This is a genomic window from Limnohabitans sp. WS1, assembly GCF_003063265.1.
Taxonomy (GTDB): domain Bacteria; phylum Pseudomonadota; class Gammaproteobacteria; order Burkholderiales; family Burkholderiaceae_C; genus Limnohabitans_A.
Genome location: NZ_NERU01000007.1, coordinates 31,644 through 51,576 on the forward strand (window position 1 = coordinate 31,644; position 19,933 = coordinate 51,576).

At 58.8% G+C, this 19,933-nt stretch carries 14 protein-coding genes; 7 read left to right on the forward strand and 7 right to left on the reverse strand.

All coding sequences use genetic code 11. The features are described from left to right. Window positions 1-72 precede the first annotated feature (72 nt). Both B9Z48_RS10490 and B9Z48_RS10495 read left to right on the forward strand, forming a co-directional pair. Entirely contained in the window at window positions 73-1,641 is a 1,569-nt protein-coding gene (locus B9Z48_RS10490) for a 3,4-dehydroadipyl-CoA semialdehyde dehydrogenase (protein ID WP_108378415.1), read from the forward strand. A 131-nt stretch (window positions 1,642-1,772) separates the two neighbouring features. Beyond that, entirely contained in the window at window positions 1,773-3,338 is a 1,566-nt protein-coding gene (locus tag B9Z48_RS10495; RefSeq protein WP_108378265.1) for a benzoate-CoA ligase family protein, read from the forward strand. A 78-nt stretch (window positions 3,339-3,416) separates the two neighbouring features. Here the strand turns inward: B9Z48_RS10495 and B9Z48_RS10500 are convergent, their stop codons facing one another. From B9Z48_RS10500 to apbC, 3 genes are all read right to left on the reverse strand, one after another. Further along, window positions 3,417-5,885, reverse strand: a complete 2,469-nt coding sequence (locus B9Z48_RS10500) for a response regulator (protein ID WP_158273246.1) — start codon at window positions 5,883-5,885, stop codon at window positions 3,417-3,419. A 166-nt stretch (window positions 5,886-6,051) separates the two neighbouring features. Continuing rightward, window positions 6,052-8,430, reverse strand: a complete 2,379-nt coding sequence (locus B9Z48_RS10505) for a response regulator (RefSeq protein ID WP_108378269.1) — start codon at window positions 8,428-8,430, stop codon at window positions 6,052-6,054. 173 nt (window positions 8,431-8,603) lie between these two features. Then, complete coding sequence (apbC, locus tag B9Z48_RS10510) at window positions 8,604-9,692, reverse strand: iron-sulfur cluster carrier protein ApbC (RefSeq protein ID WP_108378271.1); 1,089 nt, start codon at window positions 9,690-9,692, stop codon at window positions 8,604-8,606. A gap of 86 nt (window positions 9,693-9,778) precedes the next feature. On the opposite strand from apbC, the gene metG reads away from it, so the two are divergent. The 5 genes from metG (at window position 9,779) to B9Z48_RS10535 (ending at window position 15,526) form a co-directional block, all read left to right on the forward strand. Further along, window positions 9,779-11,872, forward strand: coding sequence for a methionine--tRNA ligase (gene metG, locus B9Z48_RS10515; protein WP_108378273.1), 2,094 nt, complete (start codon window positions 9,779-9,781; stop codon window positions 11,870-11,872). Between the two features lie 24 nt (window positions 11,873-11,896). After that, a complete protein-coding gene (locus tag B9Z48_RS10520) occupies window positions 11,897-12,634 on the forward strand; it encodes a YoaK family protein (protein ID WP_108378275.1) in 738 nt (245 codons plus the stop codon). A gap of 31 nt (window positions 12,635-12,665) precedes the next feature. Next, window positions 12,666-14,345, forward strand: a complete 1,680-nt coding sequence (locus tag B9Z48_RS10525; RefSeq protein WP_089962148.1) for a SulP family inorganic anion transporter — start codon at window positions 12,666-12,668, stop codon at window positions 14,343-14,345. Between the two features lie 78 nt (window positions 14,346-14,423). Continuing rightward, window positions 14,424-14,627, forward strand: coding sequence for a DUF3460 family protein (locus B9Z48_RS10530; RefSeq protein ID WP_089962151.1), 204 nt, complete (start codon window positions 14,424-14,426; stop codon window positions 14,625-14,627). A gap of 47 nt (window positions 14,628-14,674) precedes the next feature. Then, the gene (locus B9Z48_RS10535) at window positions 14,675-15,526 is read left to right on the forward strand and encodes a ScpA family protein (RefSeq protein ID WP_089962154.1); all 852 of its coding nucleotides are present in this window, start codon (window positions 14,675-14,677) and stop codon (window positions 15,524-15,526) included. Between the two features lie 77 nt (window positions 15,527-15,603). Here the strand turns inward: B9Z48_RS10535 and ruvC are convergent, their stop codons facing one another. Genes ruvC through B9Z48_RS10555 form a run of 4 tightly spaced genes read right to left on the reverse strand, consistent with a single transcriptional unit; the run spans window position 15,604 to window position 19,923 of the window. Continuing rightward, complete coding sequence (gene ruvC / locus B9Z48_RS10540; RefSeq protein WP_089962359.1) at window positions 15,604-16,152, reverse strand: crossover junction endodeoxyribonuclease RuvC; 549 nt, start codon at window positions 16,150-16,152, stop codon at window positions 15,604-15,606. 29 nt (window positions 16,153-16,181) lie between these two features. Further along, a complete protein-coding gene (gene mtgA, locus B9Z48_RS10545) occupies window positions 16,182-16,916 on the reverse strand; it encodes a monofunctional biosynthetic peptidoglycan transglycosylase (RefSeq protein ID WP_089962158.1) in 735 nt (244 codons plus the stop codon). A 36-nt stretch (window positions 16,917-16,952) separates the two neighbouring features. Continuing rightward, entirely contained in the window at window positions 16,953-17,879 is a 927-nt protein-coding gene (locus B9Z48_RS10550; protein ID WP_233261090.1) for an energy transducer TonB, read from the reverse strand. Further along, window positions 17,869-19,923, reverse strand: coding sequence for a ribonuclease catalytic domain-containing protein (locus B9Z48_RS10555; RefSeq protein WP_108378277.1), 2,055 nt, complete (start codon window positions 19,921-19,923; stop codon window positions 17,869-17,871). The genes B9Z48_RS10550 and B9Z48_RS10555 overlap by 11 nt, the downstream gene beginning before the upstream one ends. Window positions 19,924-19,933 lie beyond the last annotated feature (10 nt).

Consider the following 19,933-nt stretch of genomic DNA (forward strand, 5'->3'; position numbering starts at 1 on the left):
GGAACAAACTTTGATGCACTGTCAGTGCAAATTGCGCCCCCATCGCCCCCCATCCAAACGAAAGCCACGCCCATGTCCCCATTGCTTCCCAACTTTTTTGCAGGCCGCTGGCAAACCGGCACCGGTGCAGGCACGCCCCTGTTCGACCCGGTGCTGGGCACCGAGCTGGCCCGCGTGTCCAGCACCGGCATAGACCTGGCCGAAGGCTTTGCCTTTGCCCGTGAACAAGGCGGCGCTGCGCTGCGTGCCCTGAGCTACGGGCAACGCGCTGCATTGCTCACCAAGATCGTCGAAGTCCTGCAAGCCAACCGCGACACCTACTACGAGATCGCCACGGCCAACAGTGGCACCGTGGCCAAGGACTCGGGCGTGGACATTGACGGCGCGATCTTCACCCTGGGCTACTACGCCAAGCAGGGCGCGGCCCTGGGCGACGCCACGCTGCTGCTCGACGGCGAGCGCATCCGCATGGCCAAAGACCCAGCCTTCCAGACCCAGCACATCCAGGTGCCCACACGCGGCGTGGCGCTGTTCATCAACGCCTTCAACTTCCCCAGCTGGGGCCTGTGGGAAAAAGCCGCGCCGGCACTGTTGTCGGGCGTGCCCGTCATCATCAAGCCCGCGACCGCCACCGCCTGGCTGACCCAGCGCATGGTCAAAGACGTGGTCGACGCAGGTGTGTTGCCCGTGGGTGCGCTGTCGGTCATCTGTGGCTCCTCCGCTGGCCTGATGGACCAGCTGCAAGCCTTTGACGTGGTCAGCTTCACCGGCTCGGCCGAGACCGGCAAGATCATCCGCAGCCACCGCGCGGTGACCGAGCTGTCGGTGCGCTGCAACATCGAAGCCGACAGCCTCAACAGCGCCCTGCTCTCGCCTGCGGCCACCGCAGACAGCGAAGCCTTCAAGCTGCTGGTGGCCGAAGTGGCCCGCGAGATGACGGTCAAATCGGGCCAGAAGTGCACCGCGATCCGCCGCATTTTTGTGCCGCGTGCTTTGTACAAAGCCGCCGCCGAAGCCATGGGGGCGCGTCTGGCCAAAACCACCGTGGGCAACCCGCGCAACGAGACCGTGCGCATGGGTGCATTGGTCAGTCAGGAACAAAAAGCCAGCGTGCTTGCGGGCCTGAAACTGCTGAAAACCGAAGCCACCGTTTTGTTCGACGGCAACAGTGCCGCACTGATCGATGCCGACGCCAACAGCGCTTGCGTGGCCCCGGTGCTGCTGGGCACCGAATCGCCCATGACGGCCCAGGTGCTGCACTCGGTCGAGGTGTTCGGCCCCGTGTCCACCCTGATGCCTTACGACAGCATCGACGAGGCCTACGCCATGATTCGCCGGGGTGAAGGCTCGTTGGTGTGCTCGGTCTACAGCGAAGACCCTGTATTCACCGCGCAAGCCTCTGTGGCTTTGGCCAGCAGCCACGGCCGTGTGCACGCCATCTCACCCGACGTGGCAAGCCTGCACAGCGGCCACGGCAACGTGATGCCCATGAGCTTGCACGGCGGCCCCGGCCGCGCGGGCGGCGGCGAAGAGCTGGGCGGCCTGCGGGCGCTCAATTTCTACCACCGCCGCAGTGCGGTGCAAGGCAGCTCGCTCGCTTTGGATCAGCTGACCGCCCAGGGCGGCAAGCTGGCCCTCTGACCCCCCTTGTAGGAGCCGCGCCCCCGCAACGAAAATCCCCAGCAGGCGGATCGCCGCAAGGGCGCGGCTCCTGCAAAAGATGGGCCAACACAGGTCATTTCAACAACCAAGACAACCCTGAGGAGACACACATGACACGCCCCGTGACCCCACCCCCCGCAGATTTCAATTTTGCCCAACACCTGATCGCCATCAACGCCAAGCGCACGGGCAAAACCGCCTTGATCGATGACGTGGGTTCACTCACTTACGGCGAGCTTCACGATCAAATCCGGCGTTTCGCCGGAGGCCTGAAGACCCTGGGCCTCAAGCGCGAAGAGCGTGTGCTCTTGCTCATGCAAGACAGCAGCGACTGGGTCGTGGCCTTTTTGGGGGCGCTTTACGTGGGCGTGGTGCCTGTGGCCGTCAACACCTTGCTGACGCCCGATGATTACGCCTTCATGTTGGGCAACAGCCGTGCACAAGCCGTTTTGGTGTCTGGGGCCTTGCTGCCAACCTTGCAAGCGGCCTTGGACCTGGGCAAAACCGAAGTGGCTCACATCGTGGTCTCTCGCCCTGCAGCGGCCTTGACCCCGGGCCAACTCAACATGGCCGACTTTGTGGCCCAAAACCCGCCCGCACTGCCCGCACCCACCCTGTCCGATGAACCGGCTTTCTGGCTGTACTCATCGGGCTCCACAGGCCAGCCCAAAGGCACCGTGCACAGCCAAGGCAACCTCTACTGGACGGCCGGGCTGTATGGCCAAGGCGTGCTGGATTTGCGTGAGAGCGACACGGTGTTCTCGGCAGCAAAACTCTTTTTTGCCTACGGACTGGGCAACGCCCTCACCTTCCCGCTGAGCGTGGGCGCCACTGTGGTGCTGATGGCCGAGCGCCCCACACCACAAGCCACCTTCAAGCGCATGGTCGACCATCAACCGACGGTGTTTTATGGTGCTCCCACCGGTTACGGAGGCATGCTGGCCCAACCCGATTTGCCCGCCCCCAAAGCGGTCGCTCTGCGTTTGTGCTCATCGGCCGGTGAAGCCCTGCCGCGCGACATCGCCGAGCGCTGGTCCAGTCACTTTGGCTGCGAGATCATTGACGGGATTGGTTCGACAGAAATGCTGCACGTTTTTCTGTCCAACCGCCCTGGTGATGTGCGTTATGGCACCACGGGCAAGCCTGTGCCCGGTTACGAAGTCCAATTGCGCACCGAGGACGGCCAAGTGATCACAGGACACGACGAAATTGGCGATCTTTACATCCAGGGCCCCAGCAGCGCCCTGATGTACTGGAACAACCGCAGCAAAACCCGCGACACCTTCCAAGGCGTGTGGACCAAGAGCGGCGACAAATACACGCGGGATGCCGACGGTTACTACACCTACGCGGGACGCAACGACGACATGCTCAAGGTCAGCGGCATTTACGTCTCGCCTTTTGAAGTCGAATCCACCTTGGTGCAACACCCCGCCATTTTGGAAGCGGCCGTGATTGGCAAGGAAGACACCGATGGCCTGACCAAAACCAAGGCCTTCATCGTGCTCAAATCCGGGCAAACCCTGAGCCAAGAGGAGGTCAAAGCCTTTGTCAAAGAGCGCCTGGCCCCTTACAAATATCCGCGCTTCATCGAGTTTGTGGCCGAACTGCCCAAAACGGCTACCGGCAAGATTCAGCGCTTTAAGCTTCGGGATCTGGAAAAGCAGACCCCCTGAGACCCAGGCCGGGCCCTGAACTGCCCCCCATTGAAGAGGGACACCTGTTGAAATGCCATTCAAGCAGGGCCCTCGGCTTCAGATGGCGGGCTCTTCGCCCTCTTCGAGGGCCAAAACGCGCTCGATTTCAGTTTGCAAACTCGCCTGAGACATGGGCTTGGACACATAGCCATCGGCCCCTGCGTTCAAGAAACGCTCGCGGTCACCGGCCATGGCATGGGCCGTGACCATCAACACGCGCGACCTGAAACCGGTGCCTTTTTCACGTTCGCGCACCAATTTCAGGGCGGCCAGACCGTCCATGACGGGCATCATCACGTCCATCAAGACCACGTCAAAACGGGTTTTATCCATGGCATCCAGGGCTTGCAAGCCATCGCGCACAGACACGAGTCGGCAGCCCATGCGCTCGATCATGATTTCAGCCAATTTGCGGTTGATTTCATGGTCCTCGACCAACAACACAGAGACCTGTTCTCCCTGCCGTGTGGTCATGGATTGGACCATCAAGGGGCTGTCATCCACCCTGGACACAAGACCCCGATCCTTGCTGACGGGGTGCTTGTCCAACTGCGCTTGCACCAATCGGACCTGCTCAGGCGCCATCGACACCAAATCGACGGGCAATGCCACCGTGAAACAAGCGCCCAGTTCTGGCTGGCTGTTGGCAATGATTTCACCGCCCATCAAGTGCACCAAACTGCGGGTGATGGCCAAGCCCAGACCTGTACTGCCAAAAATGCGTTTGTCCGAGTCGTCCACCTGATTAAAAGGATTGAACAAAGAGGCCGATCTGGACGAATCAAAACCCTTGCCCGTGTCGGTGATGCTGATGCGCAAGACACACTTGTCGGCACTGGCGGCGCTGTGGGCTTGCATGGCCACGGTCACAGCACCCAAATCGGTGAACTTGATGGCATTGCCAATCAGATTGGTCAGCACTTGCTGCATGCGCACAGGGTCCATGCGCACCAACAGGGGCAATTGAGGGGACAAGTCGGTCAACAAGTCAATGTTTTTGGCGCGGGCCCAGGGGACCATGTCTTCCACCGATTTTTCAAGCCATTGCGCAGGACTGACGTCTTGCAACTCCAACTTCAAGGCATTGGCTTCGATTTTTGAAAAATCAAGGATCTGGTTGATGATGTGAAGCAAGTGGTTGGCTGAGTTTCTGGCCAGTGTCAGGTACTCTTTTTGCTCCGCTCTGTCCGGTGTGTCCATGGCCAACTCGGTCATGCCCACGATGCCGTTCATGGGGGTGCGAATTTCGTAGCTCATTTTGGCCAAAAATTCACCACGCAATTGCCGGTCTTCTTCGGCTTTTTCTTTGGCTTGGCTGAGCAGTTTTTGGGTGTTTTCGGTCCCCGAAAAATCCTGCATGACGGTCACATACAAAATGTCCTCGTCCACACGCATTTCGCTGAACGTCATGCGCAATGAAAAAAGCTGGCCGTTTTTACGTCGGCCCGTCATCACCTGGGCCTGGTTGAGCAAGGTGGACTCGCGTGTCCGCAAGAACTCCGCCATGGGTTGCTCGGGCTCGATCATCTCTTGGGGAGCCATGAGCACATCGATTTTTTTCCCAATCAAGTCCTCTGAGGGGTAACCAAAAATGGCCACGGTTTCAAAGTTGCATTGAACAATTCGCCTTTGGGCGTCCGACACCACAATGGCTTCAGGCACCGAGGTGAACAGGCTTTGCAGTTTGCTTTCACTCAGGCGGCGTTGGCGTTCTTCTTTTTTACGCTGGTCCACTTCTTGGCTCAGCTGGGCCAAAACGGCTTCGCGTTCACTGGACAACTTTTGGCCCTTGAGCAAGGCACCCCTAAACCCCTTGAGCATCCACCACACCCACAGCAAGCAAAGCAGCACCGCCACGGACTGCGTCAATAAGGTGTATTTGACCGTGAACATGCTGCTGACTTCGCTGGTCTCGATGGGCAACACCACTTCTAGCGCCCCCACCACCTCGGCCTGTGCGGCACGTTCATTGCCAGAGCTGGCACCGCAGGCCACGCATTGCACCGCCACCCGGTCGGCTTGTGCGTAGCGTAAAACCCGAATCCCATTGCGAATTTCTTCCTGCACAAAGGGCACTTCAGGCTGACTGCGCAGGGCCACCAAGGCCTGTTTTTGAAAGGCGTCCAGTTCGACAGGCACAGCACGCCCAGACAAAGGCACATCGCTGTAAAAACGGACTTGAATATCACCCGCTTTTTTGGCCAAAAACAAGCTCATGTCAGCCATCAAGCTTGCAGGCAATGGCAAGGCATTTCGGCTTGATCGCTCATCTTCGGTGAAAGGCACACCGGCTTGCATGGCACGCGGCAACAGGGCTTGCTCATAAAACAATCGAAACTGACTCAAACCAAGGACATGCGCTTTGGCACGATCGATGGCGGCCTGCCTGACGTGGTTCTCATAGGTCCGATTGGCGTACAGCAAAACACCGGATCCCAATATCAGCAAGGCCAAACCCACCCAAATGAGGGGCCAGCGAATCGTTTTTTCGATGAATGAAGGGTGAGGTTGTCGAGGAGAGTTCACTTTGCACCTTTTTAGCAAAGTGAATAATAACAATGAATACTTATTGTTTATTTGGTAACTACCCGACATTTTTGGATTTTTCAATCCCCAAAGGCTTCCTGCCGAGTACTGGGCATTGCCCTTGTATCAAGCCGCGCATGGCCTCTTGCGTTGAGAACAAACACAGTCACTGGGCGAACTCACCCACGGCATTCGACGCCCCAGGCTCGTTGGAATGTCGCACGTTCAGCACCCGCTCGATTTCTTTTTGCAAAGCCACCTGTGACATGGGCTTGGACACATAGCCATCCGCCCCGGCACTCAGGAAACGCTCCCGGTCACCCGTCATGGCGTGAGCGGTGACCATCAAAACGCGGGTTCTGTGGCCTTGTAGAGCCTCCCGCTGCCGCAACAATTTGAGGGCGCTGATGCCATCCATGACTGGCATCATCACATCCATCAACACCACGTCAAAGCGCTCTTGCGCCAGCCGGTCCAGCGCCTGCTGGCCATCTGCGGCCAAGGCATACCGATAGCCCATGCGTTGCAGCATGATTTCAGCGAGCTTGCGGTTGATGTCATGGTCTTCAACCAGCAGTACCGAATACGTCTGACCTGGGGTCTTCTTCACCTCTGAGTCCAGAGTGGGAGGGGGGGTCAACACGCTCGAATTCAGCACTTGACGGGCAGGCAAGGTGGCGACAAAGGTAGCGCCTTTGCCTGGCCGCCCTTCGGCCGAGATGGAGCCCCCCATCAGCTGCAACAGGCTGCGTGTGATGGCCAGACCCAAACCCGTGCCTCCAAAGGAGCGCGTCACCGAGCCATCGGCTTGGGTAAAAGGGCTGAACAAGGCCTCGGTGCGCTCTGGATCAAATCCGATGCCCGTGTCGATGATGCTGATGCGCAAAACCACCGTGTTGGCATCGGCTGCTGCCAGGCGTTCGGTACAGACGGTGACAGAACCCGCATCGGTGAATTTGATGGCATTGCCAATCAGATTGGTCAACACCTGTCGCATCCGCACCGGGTCCATCCACAAGCGCTCAGGGATATCGGACCCCATCTCCAGTCTCACGGCCACCCCCTTGGCGAAGGCCAGTTGTTCCAGTGACCGGACGGTTTGACGCACCAGTTGCGCAGGACTGACCTCCAACAGCTCCAGCTCCAAGGCTTTGGCTTCGATTTTGGAAAAGTCCAGGATTTCGTTGATGATTTGCAACAAATGGTTGGCCGAGTCTCGGGCCAGCACCAAGTATTCCTTTTGCCGATCGGGCTCTGAGGTGTCCAAGGCCAATTCGGTCATGCCCACAATGCCATTCATGGGCGTGCGAATCTCGTGACTCATGTTGGCCAAAAACTCACCACGCATGCGATTGGCTTGTTCGGCTTTTTCCTTGGCTTCGACCAGCAGGTCCTGGGCACTTTGGATGGCCGTGAAGTCCTGCATGACGCCAATGAAGAAATGTTCTTTGTCCAGCCGAGTTTCACTGAGGGTGACCCTGACCGGAAACAAGCTGCCATCACGCCGACGCCCATGAAGCACACGCGGCTGGTTCATGAGCTTCTTCTCACCGGTCACCAAGTAGTTCGACATGGACTGGTCGTGGTGCTGACGGTCCGTGTCCGCCATGAGCAGATTGACGCGCTGGCCCATCAACTCCTCCATCGGGTAGCCAAAAATGCCCGCCATTGCATCATTGCACTGCACCATTTTTCCATGGGCATCGGCCACCACAATGCCTTCGGGAACCAATCGAAAAATACTCTGCAGTTTGCTTTCGCTCAGGCGCAAATTTTTTTCGACCTGTTCACGCTCCAGAATTTCTTCACTCAATTGCCGAATGGCCGTTTGCCTCTCTGCAGAAAGGGATCGGGAGGTCAGCAAAGCCGAACGGATTCGGCGCAAGGACAACCACACCAGAGCAAAGCCCAAAAACAACAACACCAACAAAACAGCAAAAGTTCGGTTCAACACCCCTGTGCTGGCCAATTGCCATTCCGAGACAGGCAGCACGACCTCTAAAGCACCCCGGACATCCCCTTCTCGCCATTGGGTATTGGGAGAGCCAGGGTAACTGTTATGGCACGCCACACAACTGGCCAGCATCTTGTCGGCTTGCGCGTAACGCAGCACACGGGTGCCGTTCATGATTTCTTCGCGAACAAAGGGGCGATCGGGATGCGTTTTCAGATGCATCAAAGCCTGGTGCTGGAAATCATCGAGGTGACGCTCAGCCACGCGCCATGGAAAAGGCTGATCGCTGAACAAGCGCACCTGCGTGCCGCCATCGACTTTGGACAAATAATGTCCAAGATCGATGGTCAAGCTGGCAGGCAAAGGCAGTGCGTTGTCACGCAACTGGTATTCGTGGGTGATGTCCACCCCCGCCTTGACGGCCCTGGGCACCAGTTCTTGGGTGTAGAAATTGCGAAACTGCGTGATGGACACCGCGTGCGTTTGAGCACTTTCTGCAGCATATTGTTTGACCATCGCCTCGCTGGACTGGTAGGTGTACAGCACCACCCACAGCCCCACGGCCACCAACAAACCCGCCAGCCACTCCATGGGCCAACGCCACAATACTTGTCGGACTCCGGCGGCAAGCCGATGGAAAGCATTCACTTTGTACCTCACAACACAAAGCAAATGATAACAATGAATACGTATTGATTACTTCAAAACGGTCTCTTTGCAAAGGACTGAGGCATGGCCGCCGCAGTGGACGGCCTGTCCCGTGTTCAGGTGTCCTTGCTGACCTTGATGGTCGGGAACTTGCTCGAAAAATCTTTGGCCTTGGCCGCGATTTTGACCGCCACCTGGCGGGCCACGGCCTTGTAGATTTGCGCCACTTCGCCATCGGGGTCGTAGACCACGGTGGGCTTGCCGCTGTCGGCTTGCAGGCGAATTTGCATGTCCAGAGGCAGTGCGCCCAGGTAATCCATGCCGTATTCGGCGGCCATTTTCTTGCCGCCATCAGCGCCAAAGATGTGCTCGACATGGCCGCAGTTCGTGCAAACGTGCACCGCCATGTTTTCGACCAAGCCCAAAATCGGCACGCCGACTTTCTCGAACATCTTCACGCCTTTTTTGGCATCCAAGAGGGCAATGTCTTGCGGGGTGGTCACGATCACTGCGCCGGTCATGGGCACACGCTGGCTCAGGGTCAGCTGGATGTCGCCCGTGCCCGGGGGCATGTCCACGATCAAATAGTCGAGTTCTTTCCAGTTGGTCTGGCGCAGCAGCTGTTCCAGCGCCTGGGTGGCCATGGGGCCGCGCCAGATCATGGCTTCGTCAGCGTTGACCAAGAAGCCAATCGACATGACCTGCACGCCGTAGTTCTCCATGGGCTCCATGGTCTGGCCGTCTTCGCTCTCGGGGCGGCCTTCGATGCCCATCATCATGGGCTGGCTGGGGCCATAGATGTCGGCATCCAGCAGACCCACTTTGGCACCTTCGGCGGCCAGCGCCAGCGCGAGGTTGACGGCGGTGGTGCTTTTGCCCACGCCGCCCTTGCCCGAAGCAACAGCCACGATGTTTTTCACCTGAGGCAGCAGGGCCACACCGCGCTGGGCGGCGTGCGCCGTGATCTTGCTGGTCACGTTGGCCGACACATTGGCCACGCCCGCCACGCCTTTGGCGGCGGCGATCAAGGCCTGACGCAGGGCCGGGATTTGGCTCTTGGCCGGGTAGCCCAGCTCCACGTCAAAAGAGACATCGCCGCCTTCGACTTGGAGGTTTTTCAGGGTTTTGGTGGACACGAAATCTTTGCCCGTGTTCGGGTCAATGACGGCTTGCAAAGCCTGGAGGAGTTGTTCGGTGGTCGCCATGGTCACTTTCTAGAATGGGCCGAAGTTTACCGACAAGACAGCCCATACACCCTAAAATCACCGATTCCCCTACAAACTGCCCCACCATGTCTGCCCCCACCGCGCCCCGCCAGCTTTTTGTCACCACCGCCTTGCCGTATGCCAACGGCAATTTCCACATCGGCCACATCATGGAATACATCCAGGCCGACATCTGGGTCCGTTTCCAGCGCATGCAGGGCAGCCAAGTCAATTTTGTGGGCGCGGACGACACGCACGGTGCGCCGATCATGATTGCCGCCGAAAAGGCGGGCAAGACGCCCCAGCAGTTCGTGGCCGACATCGCGGCGGGACGCAAGCCTTATTTGGACGGTTTTCACATCCAGTTTGACAACTGGCACAGCACCGACGCACCCGAAAACCACGAGTTGGCCCGTGCCATTTACCGGGACCTGCGCGACATTTCGGCTGCCGACGGTGGCTCGCTGATCGAGGTGCGCTCGGTCGAGCAGTTCTTTGACCCGCAAAAGAACATGTTCCTGCCCGACCGTTTCATCAAAGGCGAGTGCCCTAAGTGCCACGCCAAAGACCAGTACGGCGACAACTGCGAAGTTTGCGGCGCGGTCTATGCCCCCACCGATCTGATCAACCCGTTTTCGGCCCTGTCGGGTGCCAAGCCTGAGCTCAAGACCTCGGAACACTTTTTCTTCAAGCTCTCCGACCCGCGCTGTGTCGAGTTTTTGAGCCAATGGACCCAAGACGGCAAGCTGCAGCCCGAGGTGGCCAACAAAGTCAAAGAGTGGTTTTCGGTGCGCACCAACCCCGACGGCACGACCAGCGAGGGCTTGGGCGACTGGGACATCTCACGCGACGCGCCCTACTTCGGCATTGAGATTCCGGACGCGCCGGGCAAGTACTTTTATGTGTGGCTGGACGCGCCTGTGGGCTACCTGGCCTCGCTGAAAAACCTGCTGGACAAACGCGGCGAAGATTACGCCGCCTACATGGCCAACCCCAATCTGGAGCAGATCCACTTCATCGGCAAGGACATCGTCACCTTCCACACGCTCTTCTGGCCCGCCATGCTGCATTTCAGTGGCCGCAAGACGCCCAACAAGGTGAACGTGCACGGCTTCCTGACGGTGAACAACGGCGAAAAAATGAGCAAGAGCCGGGGCACGGGCCTGGACCCGCTCAAGTACCTGAGCCTGGGCATGAACCCCGAGTGGCTGCGCTACTACCTGGCGGCCAAACTCTCGGCCCGCAACGAAGACATCGACTTCAACGCCGAAGACTTCATGGCGCGGGTCAACAGCGATTTGATCGGCAAATTTGTGAACATCGCCTCGCGCTCGGCCGGCTTCATCGCCAAGCGCTTTGGCGGCCAACTCGGCCCCGTGAGCGCCGACGGGCAAGCCTTGCTGACAAGCTTGCAAGCCGCTGCGCCGACCATTGCCGCGCTTTACGACGAACGCGAATACGCCAAAGCACTGCGCGAAATCATGCTGCTGACCGACAAGGTCAACAGCTATGTGGATCAAAACAAACCTTGGGACTTGGCCAAACAAGCAGGCCAAGACGCGCGATTGCACGACGTGTGCAGCACCTGCATCGAAGCCTTCCGCCTGCTCAGCCTGCAACTCAAGCCCGTGCTTCCCGCACTGGCGGCGCAGGTCGAGGCTTTCCTGAACGTCGAGCCCTTCACCTTTGAGCAAGCGCAAAGCCTGCTGGGCGCAGGCCACAGCATCAACGCCTACCAACACCTGATGCAACGCGTCACCCCTGAACAACTCGACGCCCTGTTCGAGCCACCGGCCGTGGTGGAGGAAAAGCTCATTCCCGGCGGCGAAGACATCGCCCCCACCATCAGCATCGACGATTTCGCCAAGGTGGACCTGCGCATTGCCCAGATCGTGAATTGCGAGCCCGTGGAAGGCTCGGTCAAGCTGTTGCGCCTGACGCTCGACGTGGGCGAAGGGCGCATGCGCAATGTGTTCAGTGGCATCGCCAGCATGTACAAACCCGAAGATCTGATCGGCAAGCTGACCGTGATGGTGGCCAACCTGGCCCCGCGCAAGATGAAGTTTGGCGTGTCGGAGGGCATGGTGCTGGCCGCCAGCCACGCGGATGAAAAAGCCGAGCCGGGTATCCATGTGCTGCACCCCTGGCCCGGTGCCAAGCCCGGCATGCGCATTCACTGACCCATTTGCAAAAAAACGCTGCACATGTTCCCCCTGATTCGCGGATGGACCGATGTGCAGCGCAGCCCTGAGGCCAACCTGCGGTTGGGCTTGGTGCTGACCTTTGTCGCCGGAGCCACCAACGCAGGTGGTTTTTTGGCGGTGGGCAGCTACACCTCGCACATGACCGGCATCGTGTCTTCTGTGGCCGACGACTTGGTGCTGGGCAACATCACATTGGCCTTGGCGGGCCTGGCATGCCTCATGGCTTTCATGTCTGGTGCCATGTGCACCGCCATCTTGGTCAACTGGGGCTTGCGACAGCAGCTGCGCAGCAGCTACAGCTTGCCGCTCCTGCTCGAATCCGGGGCCTTGCTGGTGTTCGGGCTGTTTGGCGCGGCCATTGCGGCCTGGTCGCAGCTGTTTGTCCCGGTCACGGTGGTCCTGTTGTGCTTCATCATGGGCCTGCAAAACGCGGTCATCACCAAAATTTCCAAAGCCGAAATCCGCACCACCCACATCACCGGGCTGGTGACCGACCTGGGCATCGAGTTGGGCAAACTTCTGTACATGAACCGCAGCCAGCCCGGCACCCCGGTGCGTGCCAACCGCCAGCGCCTGCGGGTGCAGCTGGCCCTGGTGCTGGGCTTTTTTCTGGGCGGGCTGATCGGGGCACTGGGTTTCAAGTACTGGGGTTACATCACCACCGTGCCCTTGGCGGCCCTGCTTTGGGTGTTGTGCCTGCGCCCCTTGTTGACCGACCTGCGTTGGCGTGCCGCATAATTTGCCCACAAAAAATCTACACGAGACGCCCATGAAGTGGATGCAGGCCACGCATTTCTTTCGCCCCCGATTGTTCGACAGCTTGAGCGCTTACAACCGTCAACGCTTCAGCCAGGATGTCGGCGCGGGACTGACTGTCGGTGTGGTCGCCCTGCCCTTGGCCATGGCCTTTGCCATCGCCTCCGGACTCAAGCCCGAAGCCGGCCTGTTCACTGCCATCATTGCGGGCTTTCTGATCTCTGCTTTGGGTGGCAGTCGGGTACAAATTGGCGGCCCGGCCGGTGCCTTCATCGTCATTGTTTATGGCATTGTCGAGCGTTATGGTTTGGCCAACTTGATTTTGGCCACCGCCATGTCGGGTGTACTGCTGTTCCTGATGGGTTTGTTTCGCTTGGGCACGCTGATCCGCTTCATTCCGGTGGCGGTGGTGATTGGATTCACCAACGGCATCGCGGTGCTGATCATGCTGTCACAGATCAAGGATTTTCTGGGTCTGAAAATCATCAGCATGCCCGCCGATTTTTTTGGCATCTTGCACACCCTTTGGCACAACCTGCACAGTGCCAGTCTGGCCGCTGTGCTGCTGGCCATGGCCTCTTTGTCCTTGTTGGTCGGTTGGTTGCGCATGAGCCGCCGTTTGGCGGACACCCGCTACCGCTGGGCCTGCATGATGCCTGGCTCCATCGTTGCGCTGGTCTTTGCCACTTTGGTGACTTGGCTGCTGAACTTGCCGGTTGAGACCATTGGCAGCAAGTTTGGAGGCATCCCTGCGACCTTGCCTGCGTTTGCATGGCCCGAGTTCAGCTGGGACAGTGCTCGTTTTTTGCTCATGCCCACCTTGACGCTGACGCTATTGGGAGCGATTGAGTCCCTCCTGTGCGCCCGCATCGCCGATGGCATGATCGGCGACCGGCACAACCCGAATCAAGAATTGATGGCCCAAGGTGTGGCCAATTTTGTCACGCCCTTCTTTGGAGGCATGCCGGCCACTGGCACCATCGCCCGCACCGTCACCAACATCAAAAGCGGGGGCAGCACCCCAATTTCGGGCATGGTGCATGCCCTCACTTTGCTGGCCGTGGTGCTGGTGGCAGCCCCCTTGGCCGGACACATTCCATTGGCGGCGCTGGCGGCTATTTTGATGTTTGTCGCCTGGAACATGGGCGAGTGGCGCGAATTCATGCTCTTGCGCCAATACCGCTTGCCCTACCGCATCACTTTGTTGGCGGTCTTTTTTCTGACGGTTGTCTTTGATCTGACGGTGGCCGTCGAGGTGGGGTTGGTTGCAGCCTGCCTGACTTTCATTTACCGCATTTCCAGCCTGACCCGGTGCGAACAAGTCAGCGCGGCCGACCACCCCGAACTGACCGGCCACGACCACCAAGTTCAAGCTTGGCGCTTGTATGGGGCCTTGTTTTTTGGTGCCGTCAAACTGGTGGAAGAGTTGGAGGACACGGTGCAAACCCCGGTTTTGGTGCTGGACCTGAAAAACGTCATCTACATCGATTCTTCCGGAGCTGATGCGTTGATGAATCTGGTGGAAACCTGCCGTAAAAAACAAATTCAGCTCATCGTTTGCGGTTTGTCACACCAACCTCTGGACATTGCCCGGCGCAGCGGCCTGGTTGAACACCTTCAAGGTCAACTGGTCAAAGACTTGTCTGCTGGACTGAACCGCGCTGTCAGCCTCTTTGAGCACCATGCCCGCTAAAATGCAGACCCCAGCACTGTCTTGGAGTTTGTGCCGTGGTCAGCGCTCAGTTTTCTTTTTCCGAACGGAAGTTCCCCCATGTCCATTTTTCGCCGCCCCGACTACGTTTCGGACGCTACACAATTCATTGATCAACTCAAGCGCGAACATCCTCAACTGGAAGCGCAACAACGTCAAGGTCGCGCCCTGTTGTGGGACAAATCCATCAGCCGTGACGATCAACAGGCATTCAAAGACGGACGTGTCGCCCAAAAGCCTTACGTGTACCAGACCCTGGCCTGAACACGTCGCAGGCACCTGACCCTCTGCTGAACGCCCCCTCTCCCCCCATGAGCACCGCCCCCAAGGAGCTGCCACCAGCACAACTTGAGCAAGCCCAGGCCATGCCCCATGTGGTGGACCAAGTGGCTCTGGCTCGCTTGTATGGTGAACCCCTTTTCGCCATGCCCACGGACCTGTACATCCCACCGGATGCGCTGGAGGTGTTTTTGGAGGCGTTTGAGGGTCCACTGGACTTGCTGCTTTACCTGATTCGCAAGCAAAACTTCAACATTCTCGACATTCCCATGGCGGGCGTGACCCGTCAGTACCTGAGTTATGTGGATGAAATCCGGGCACGCAACCTGGAATTGGCTGCCGAATACCTGCTGATGGCGGCCATGCTGATCGAGATCAAGTCGCGCATGCTGCTGCCGCCCAAAAAAGTCGCCGAGGGCGAAGAGGCCGAGGACCCGCGTGCCGAATTGGTGCGGCGTCTGCTGGAGTACGAGCAGATGAAACTGGCCTCCATGCAGCTGAACCTCATTCCACACTATGGTCGGGATTTTTTGCAGGCCCAAGTGCACATCGAACAAAGTCTGCAACCGCGTTTTCCAGACGTCAGCATGGGCGAGTTGCAATCAGCGTGGCAAGATATTTTGCGACGTGCCAACTTGGTGCAACACCACAAAATCAGCCGGGAAGAGCTCAGTGTCCGAGAGCACATGAGCATCGTGCTCAAGCACCTGCAAGGTCGCAAGTTTGTCGAGTTCGAAAACTTGTTCGATGCCAGCTTGGGCACCCCCGTGCTGGTGGTGACCTTCATCGCTTTGCTCGAATTGGCCAAGGAAACCTTGGTCGAAATCACCCAAGCCGAGGCTTTCGCCCCCATTTACGTGCGCTTGGCTTACACCCCCAATTGAGCCTGCGCCAGATCAAGCGAGTGTCAGAAATTTGCCCAAGCCAAAGGGCGAGTTTTGCTTTTGATGGGCCGCCAGCCTCAGTGACTGCGGCCGCTTCTGAACATGCCGTGGGTTTTGCGGTTGAGAACGCCTTGCGCGGCCAATTTGTTCATCGAGGGGCTGGCGTGGGCATGGGTGATGGCCATGCCCAAAGCATCAGCGGCATCTTGCCGGGGCAACACAGGCAAGTGCAACAAACGCTTGACCATTTCCTGCACTTGCGACTTGGCCGCCCGGCCATGGCCGGTGACCGACTGCTTCATTTGCAATGCGGTGTATTCGGCCACCGGCAAATCACACGACACCAAGGCCGTCACACAGCAGCCACGGGCCTGCCCCAAAAGCAAGGTCGCTTGCGGGTTGATGTTCACAAACACAATCTCGACCGAAGCCACATCAGGCTGGTAACGCGCTTTGATTTCGCGGATGCCGTCATAAATCACTTTCAAACGCGCAGGCAAGTTGCCCATTTCTTCCCGCGTGGTCTCGATCACGCCGCTGGCCACATACTGGAGTTTGGATCCGCTCATGTCGAGCACACCAAAACCCGTGGTTTGCAGACCCGGATCAATGCCCAAAATGCGCAAAGTCGTTGGTGCCGCATGGGTCAGCGTGCTCATGGCAAAACCACATCGTTCATGCGGGCGGTGATGGTTTCGGCACGGCTTGCCAAATAAGGCGATTGGGGCAACTTTTCAAAATAACGCGGGCGGGGCAGCATCACCGCCAAACGGGCGGCCTCCCATGCGCTCAGACGCGAGGCGTTTTTGCGAAAGTAATGCTGTGCAGCGGCTTGTGCACCAAACACCCCTTCACCCCACTCCACGCTGTTGAGGTAAATCTCCAGAATGCGGCGTTTGCTCAAAAACGCCTCTAAGGTCAGGGTGATCAACATTTCTTGTCCCTTGCGCAGCAGGGTGCGCTCACCGGACAAAAAAAGGTTCTTGGCCAATTGTTGGGTGATGGTCGAGCCGCCCACAATTTTTGCGGTGACTGGGGGCTTGCCCGCTTGGTTTTGCGTTTTTTTCTCAGCCAAAGCTTTGGCCTTGGCATTTTTCTCCCACGCTTTTTCCAAAGACTGCCACCAAACCCCTTTGTGCTGGGTGAAGGCCCCATCTTCAGAGGCGATCACGGCACGCTGCAGTGTGGTGGCCACAGCCGCCATCGACACAGATTCCTGACGCCAGGGCAGCGCCCCTTGACGCTGCACGATTTGCCAAGCTTGGGAGCGTTGGAACGTGGTGGATTCGGGCATCCACCAGTTCATGCTCACAATGCGCAGAGCAAAAAACAACTGCAGGCCCAACGCGGCCAACAACACCAACAACAACCATCGGCCAAGGGCACGCATCACAATCTTTCGGTGTTCGTTAAACCTTGCACAGTCTCAAGGTTTGGCTTTTTCTTGCGCTTGCATGCGCGTTTCCAGGGTGTTGTCCCGGGAAAAATCAAACCGGGTGACGACCACAATTTGGTCGGCCTGCTGGCGCATTTTGGAGGTAAACACACCAAAAGGCGCAGCACTGCGCACAATGGCCACGGCCCGTTCATCGAGCATGGGGGTGCCCGATGGCTTGGCCACCTCGGTCGACAACAATCTGCCCCGACTGTCCACCGTGATCACCATGGTGAGCTGCCCGTATATTTTTTGTCCGTTGGCTTCCGGAAAATTCAAGGTGCCTTGGTACTCGATGGTCCGGCGCAATTTATCGTAGTACAGCGCATAGGCCACCTCTTGTGTGGCGGGGCTGATGTAGCGCTTGCGGGCCGATCCCTGTGTCTGGTCAACACGTTGCTCAATCTGGGCCAACTGCCGGGCCAACTGTTGTTGGCGTTGCTCGCGGGCTTGGCGGTCAGGGCCGTCCTTTTTGTCACCGGCGTTTTCTCGGGTCAGCACCGACAACTCGTCCTTGAGTTGTGTGAGCAAACGCATTTGCTGCATTTTGAGTGCCTCAATCTGGCGCTGCATTGCGCTGATGTCGGTGCCAGGATCTGGATTCAAGGCCGGTGGCAAGGGCGAGCTGGCGATGCGCACTTGAGGCACCTCGCCACCCCCAGCCAAACGGACCTGTGCCAAGGCCTGCGCTTTTTGTGGGGCCTCGTCACTGCGGGCATTGACAAGCATCACTTCAAGAGGCGTGTCCTGAAAGACGCGGTTGTAGGTTTCGGGGGCGGCAAAGCGCAAAGTCACCAAACCCAAATGCACCGCCACGGAGAGTGACAATGCCCAAATCAAACCCCGGTGGGGGGATGGCTTGGTGGCTTGCGCCGGGGCGCTTGACTTGGGCCCATCGGCCATGGCATCAGTTTTCATGGCTTTGTGTGCTGTCCTGAAGGTCCACAGCAATGGTCACAGGTCCTGCGGGCAGGACATCGTCTTCCTCGGCTTCTTCCGCATCAGAATCCACGGGGTTGTCTGCATCGAGGTGCGCGATCACGGTGCCACTCACATCCAGTGCCATCAGGTCAATCTCGCCGAGCTTGACGCGCACATGTGCTCCCCGGGCCAGACCCTGGGCACCCATGACACTGAACATCAGCGGCAAGGTGTCGGCACGCACCAGCCAGCTGCCGCCGCCCATTTCCTTGACCAGGCTGGCGTCCAACTCGTCCATGCTTTGCTGCTGCACATGGCGCAGCGTCCAGTAACGCTCCATGCTGGACTGCACGCTGTTGTAGGCGCTGTAGGCGGCATCAAAGCCGCTGATGATCGAGAACAATTCGGCGTCTTTGGGCTTGAAGGGCGCAGCCAGCGCAGCGGTGGCCCCATGCTTGGCGCAGGCGATGATTTGCCACTGGTTGACCAGGTCGGTGTAACGGCGCAGCGGCGAGGTGCTCCAGGCGTAGCTGGGCACGCCAATGCCCGCATGCGGCAAGGCCTTGGTGCCCATGCGCACCTTGACGCCCGGGGCCAAGCTGGCTTGGCTGCGGTAGATGCCGGGCACCCCCAGCTGAGCCATCCACTGGCCCCAAGTGCTGTTGGCCAAAATCATGGCCTCGGCCACCATCAAGTCGAGCGGGGCACCGCGTTTGCGGGTGCCGATCAGCACGGTCTCTTCGCCTGTGGGCGGGGCGTCGTTGCTGGCCCGGTCCAGCTTGAAGCTGTAGTCGGGGCGGTTGAAGTTCTCGGGTTTGCCGCGCACCACTTCGCGCCGGGCCTTGAGGGTTTGCGCCAGACGCCAATAAAACGCCAGCGTGGCGCGGCTCACGGGCACATCGGCATGGTCGCTTGAGTCCTCGCCTTCGAGCCACTCGCGGGTGATGCGATCGTCCAGCTGGTCGTGGCGCAGGTTGACCAGAATCGGCACGCGCTCCAGCCGGGTTTCGGTCTTTTGCACCTCCAGCGTGTCTTCACTGAAGGTCACGTACAGCGACACGGCCGGGCAGTCGCGCCCTTCAATCAGGGTGTAGGTTTGCACCACGCTGTCGGGCAGCATGGTGATTTTGTAACCCGGCATGTAGACGGTGGACAGGCGCGCACGGCCCAACTGGTCGATGGGGCTGCCCGGCGTCAGCGCCAAGCCAGGTGCGGCGATGTGGATGCCCACCGTGACCGTGCCGGTGCCCAGTCCCTGCAGCGACAAAGCATCGTCAATTTCGGTGGTGTGAGAGTCGTCAATGGAAAACGCCTGCACGGGTGCCAGCGGCAATTCGTCCTGGATGGCGGGCGCTTGCAGGGGCGGAAAGCCGGTGCCTTTGGGAAACAGGTCAAACAAGAAACGCTGCCAATGAAAATCCCAGGCCGAAGCGATGGCACCCGCGTTTTGCAACAGGTCCAAAGGCGCGGTCTGGCTGCTTTTGCTGGCCTCGACCACGGCCTTGTATTCGGGCGTGTTCTTGTCGGGACGAAAAAGGATTTTGTACAGCTGCTCGCGGATGGGGGCGGGGCAGCTGCCGGCCATCAGCTCGGCAGACCAGGCGTCTATTTGGGCTTGAATCTGCTTTTTCTTCTCGATGGCCAGCAAAGCCTGCTGCACGATCTCGGCGGGTGCCTTGCGAAAGCGCCCCTTGGCACTGCCCCGACGAAAGTAATGGGGCGCTTCGTGCAAGCGCAGCAAGGCGGCCACTTGCTCTGTGGTGCTGGCGTTGGCGCTGAAATAGTCCTTGGCCAAATCGCCAAAACCAAACTCTTCGTCTGAAGCGCACTCGTAGGCCAGTTCGAGCTCAATGCTTTGGCTCAAGGCGGCGGCCTCGCTCATCAAAACGGCAGGGCTGGGCTTGTCGAACTTGAGCAACAAATAGGCCGACTTGACCTTGACCCGCTTGCCCGAGTCGAGTTCGACCTGCGCAGAGGACTCGGCTTCGGACATGATCCGTCCGGCCATGAATTTGCCGGCTTCTTCAAAAAATGCATACATGGCTGGATTT

What these genes read in the sequence shown, in the direction of transcription:
- B9Z48_RS10490 (WP_108378415.1), top strand. Translation starts at nt 73, where the DNA reads ATGTCCCCATTGCTTCCCAACTTTTTTGCAGGCCGCTGGCAAACCGGC.
- B9Z48_RS10495 (WP_108378265.1), top strand. Translation starts at nt 1,773, where the DNA reads ATGACACGCCCCGTGACCCCACCCCCCGCAGATTTCAATTTTGCCCAA.
- B9Z48_RS10505 (WP_108378269.1), bottom strand. Translation starts at nt 8,430, where the DNA reads ATGGAGTGGCTGGCGGGTTTGTTGGTGGCCGTGGGGCTGTGGGTGGTG.
- apbC (WP_108378271.1), bottom strand. Translation starts at nt 9,692, where the DNA reads ATGGCGACCACCGAACAACTCCTCCAGGCTTTGCAAGCCGTCATTGAC.
- metG (WP_108378273.1), top strand. Translation starts at nt 9,779, where the DNA reads ATGTCTGCCCCCACCGCGCCCCGCCAGCTTTTTGTCACCACCGCCTTG.
- B9Z48_RS10520 (WP_108378275.1), top strand. Translation starts at nt 11,897, where the DNA reads ATGTTCCCCCTGATTCGCGGATGGACCGATGTGCAGCGCAGCCCTGAG.
- B9Z48_RS10525 (WP_089962148.1), top strand. Translation starts at nt 12,666, where the DNA reads ATGAAGTGGATGCAGGCCACGCATTTCTTTCGCCCCCGATTGTTCGAC.
- B9Z48_RS10530 (WP_089962151.1), top strand. Translation starts at nt 14,424, where the DNA reads ATGTCCATTTTTCGCCGCCCCGACTACGTTTCGGACGCTACACAATTC.
- B9Z48_RS10535 (WP_089962154.1), top strand. Translation starts at nt 14,675, where the DNA reads ATGAGCACCGCCCCCAAGGAGCTGCCACCAGCACAACTTGAGCAAGCC.
- mtgA (WP_089962158.1), bottom strand. Translation starts at nt 16,916, where the DNA reads ATGCGTGCCCTTGGCCGATGGTTGTTGTTGGTGTTGTTGGCCGCGTTG.
- B9Z48_RS10550 (WP_233261090.1), bottom strand. Translation starts at nt 17,879, where the DNA reads ATGAAAACTGATGCCATGGCCGATGGGCCCAAGTCAAGCGCCCCGGCG.
- B9Z48_RS10555 (WP_108378277.1), bottom strand. Translation starts at nt 19,923, where the DNA reads ATGTATGCATTTTTTGAAGAAGCCGGCAAATTCATGGCCGGACGGATC.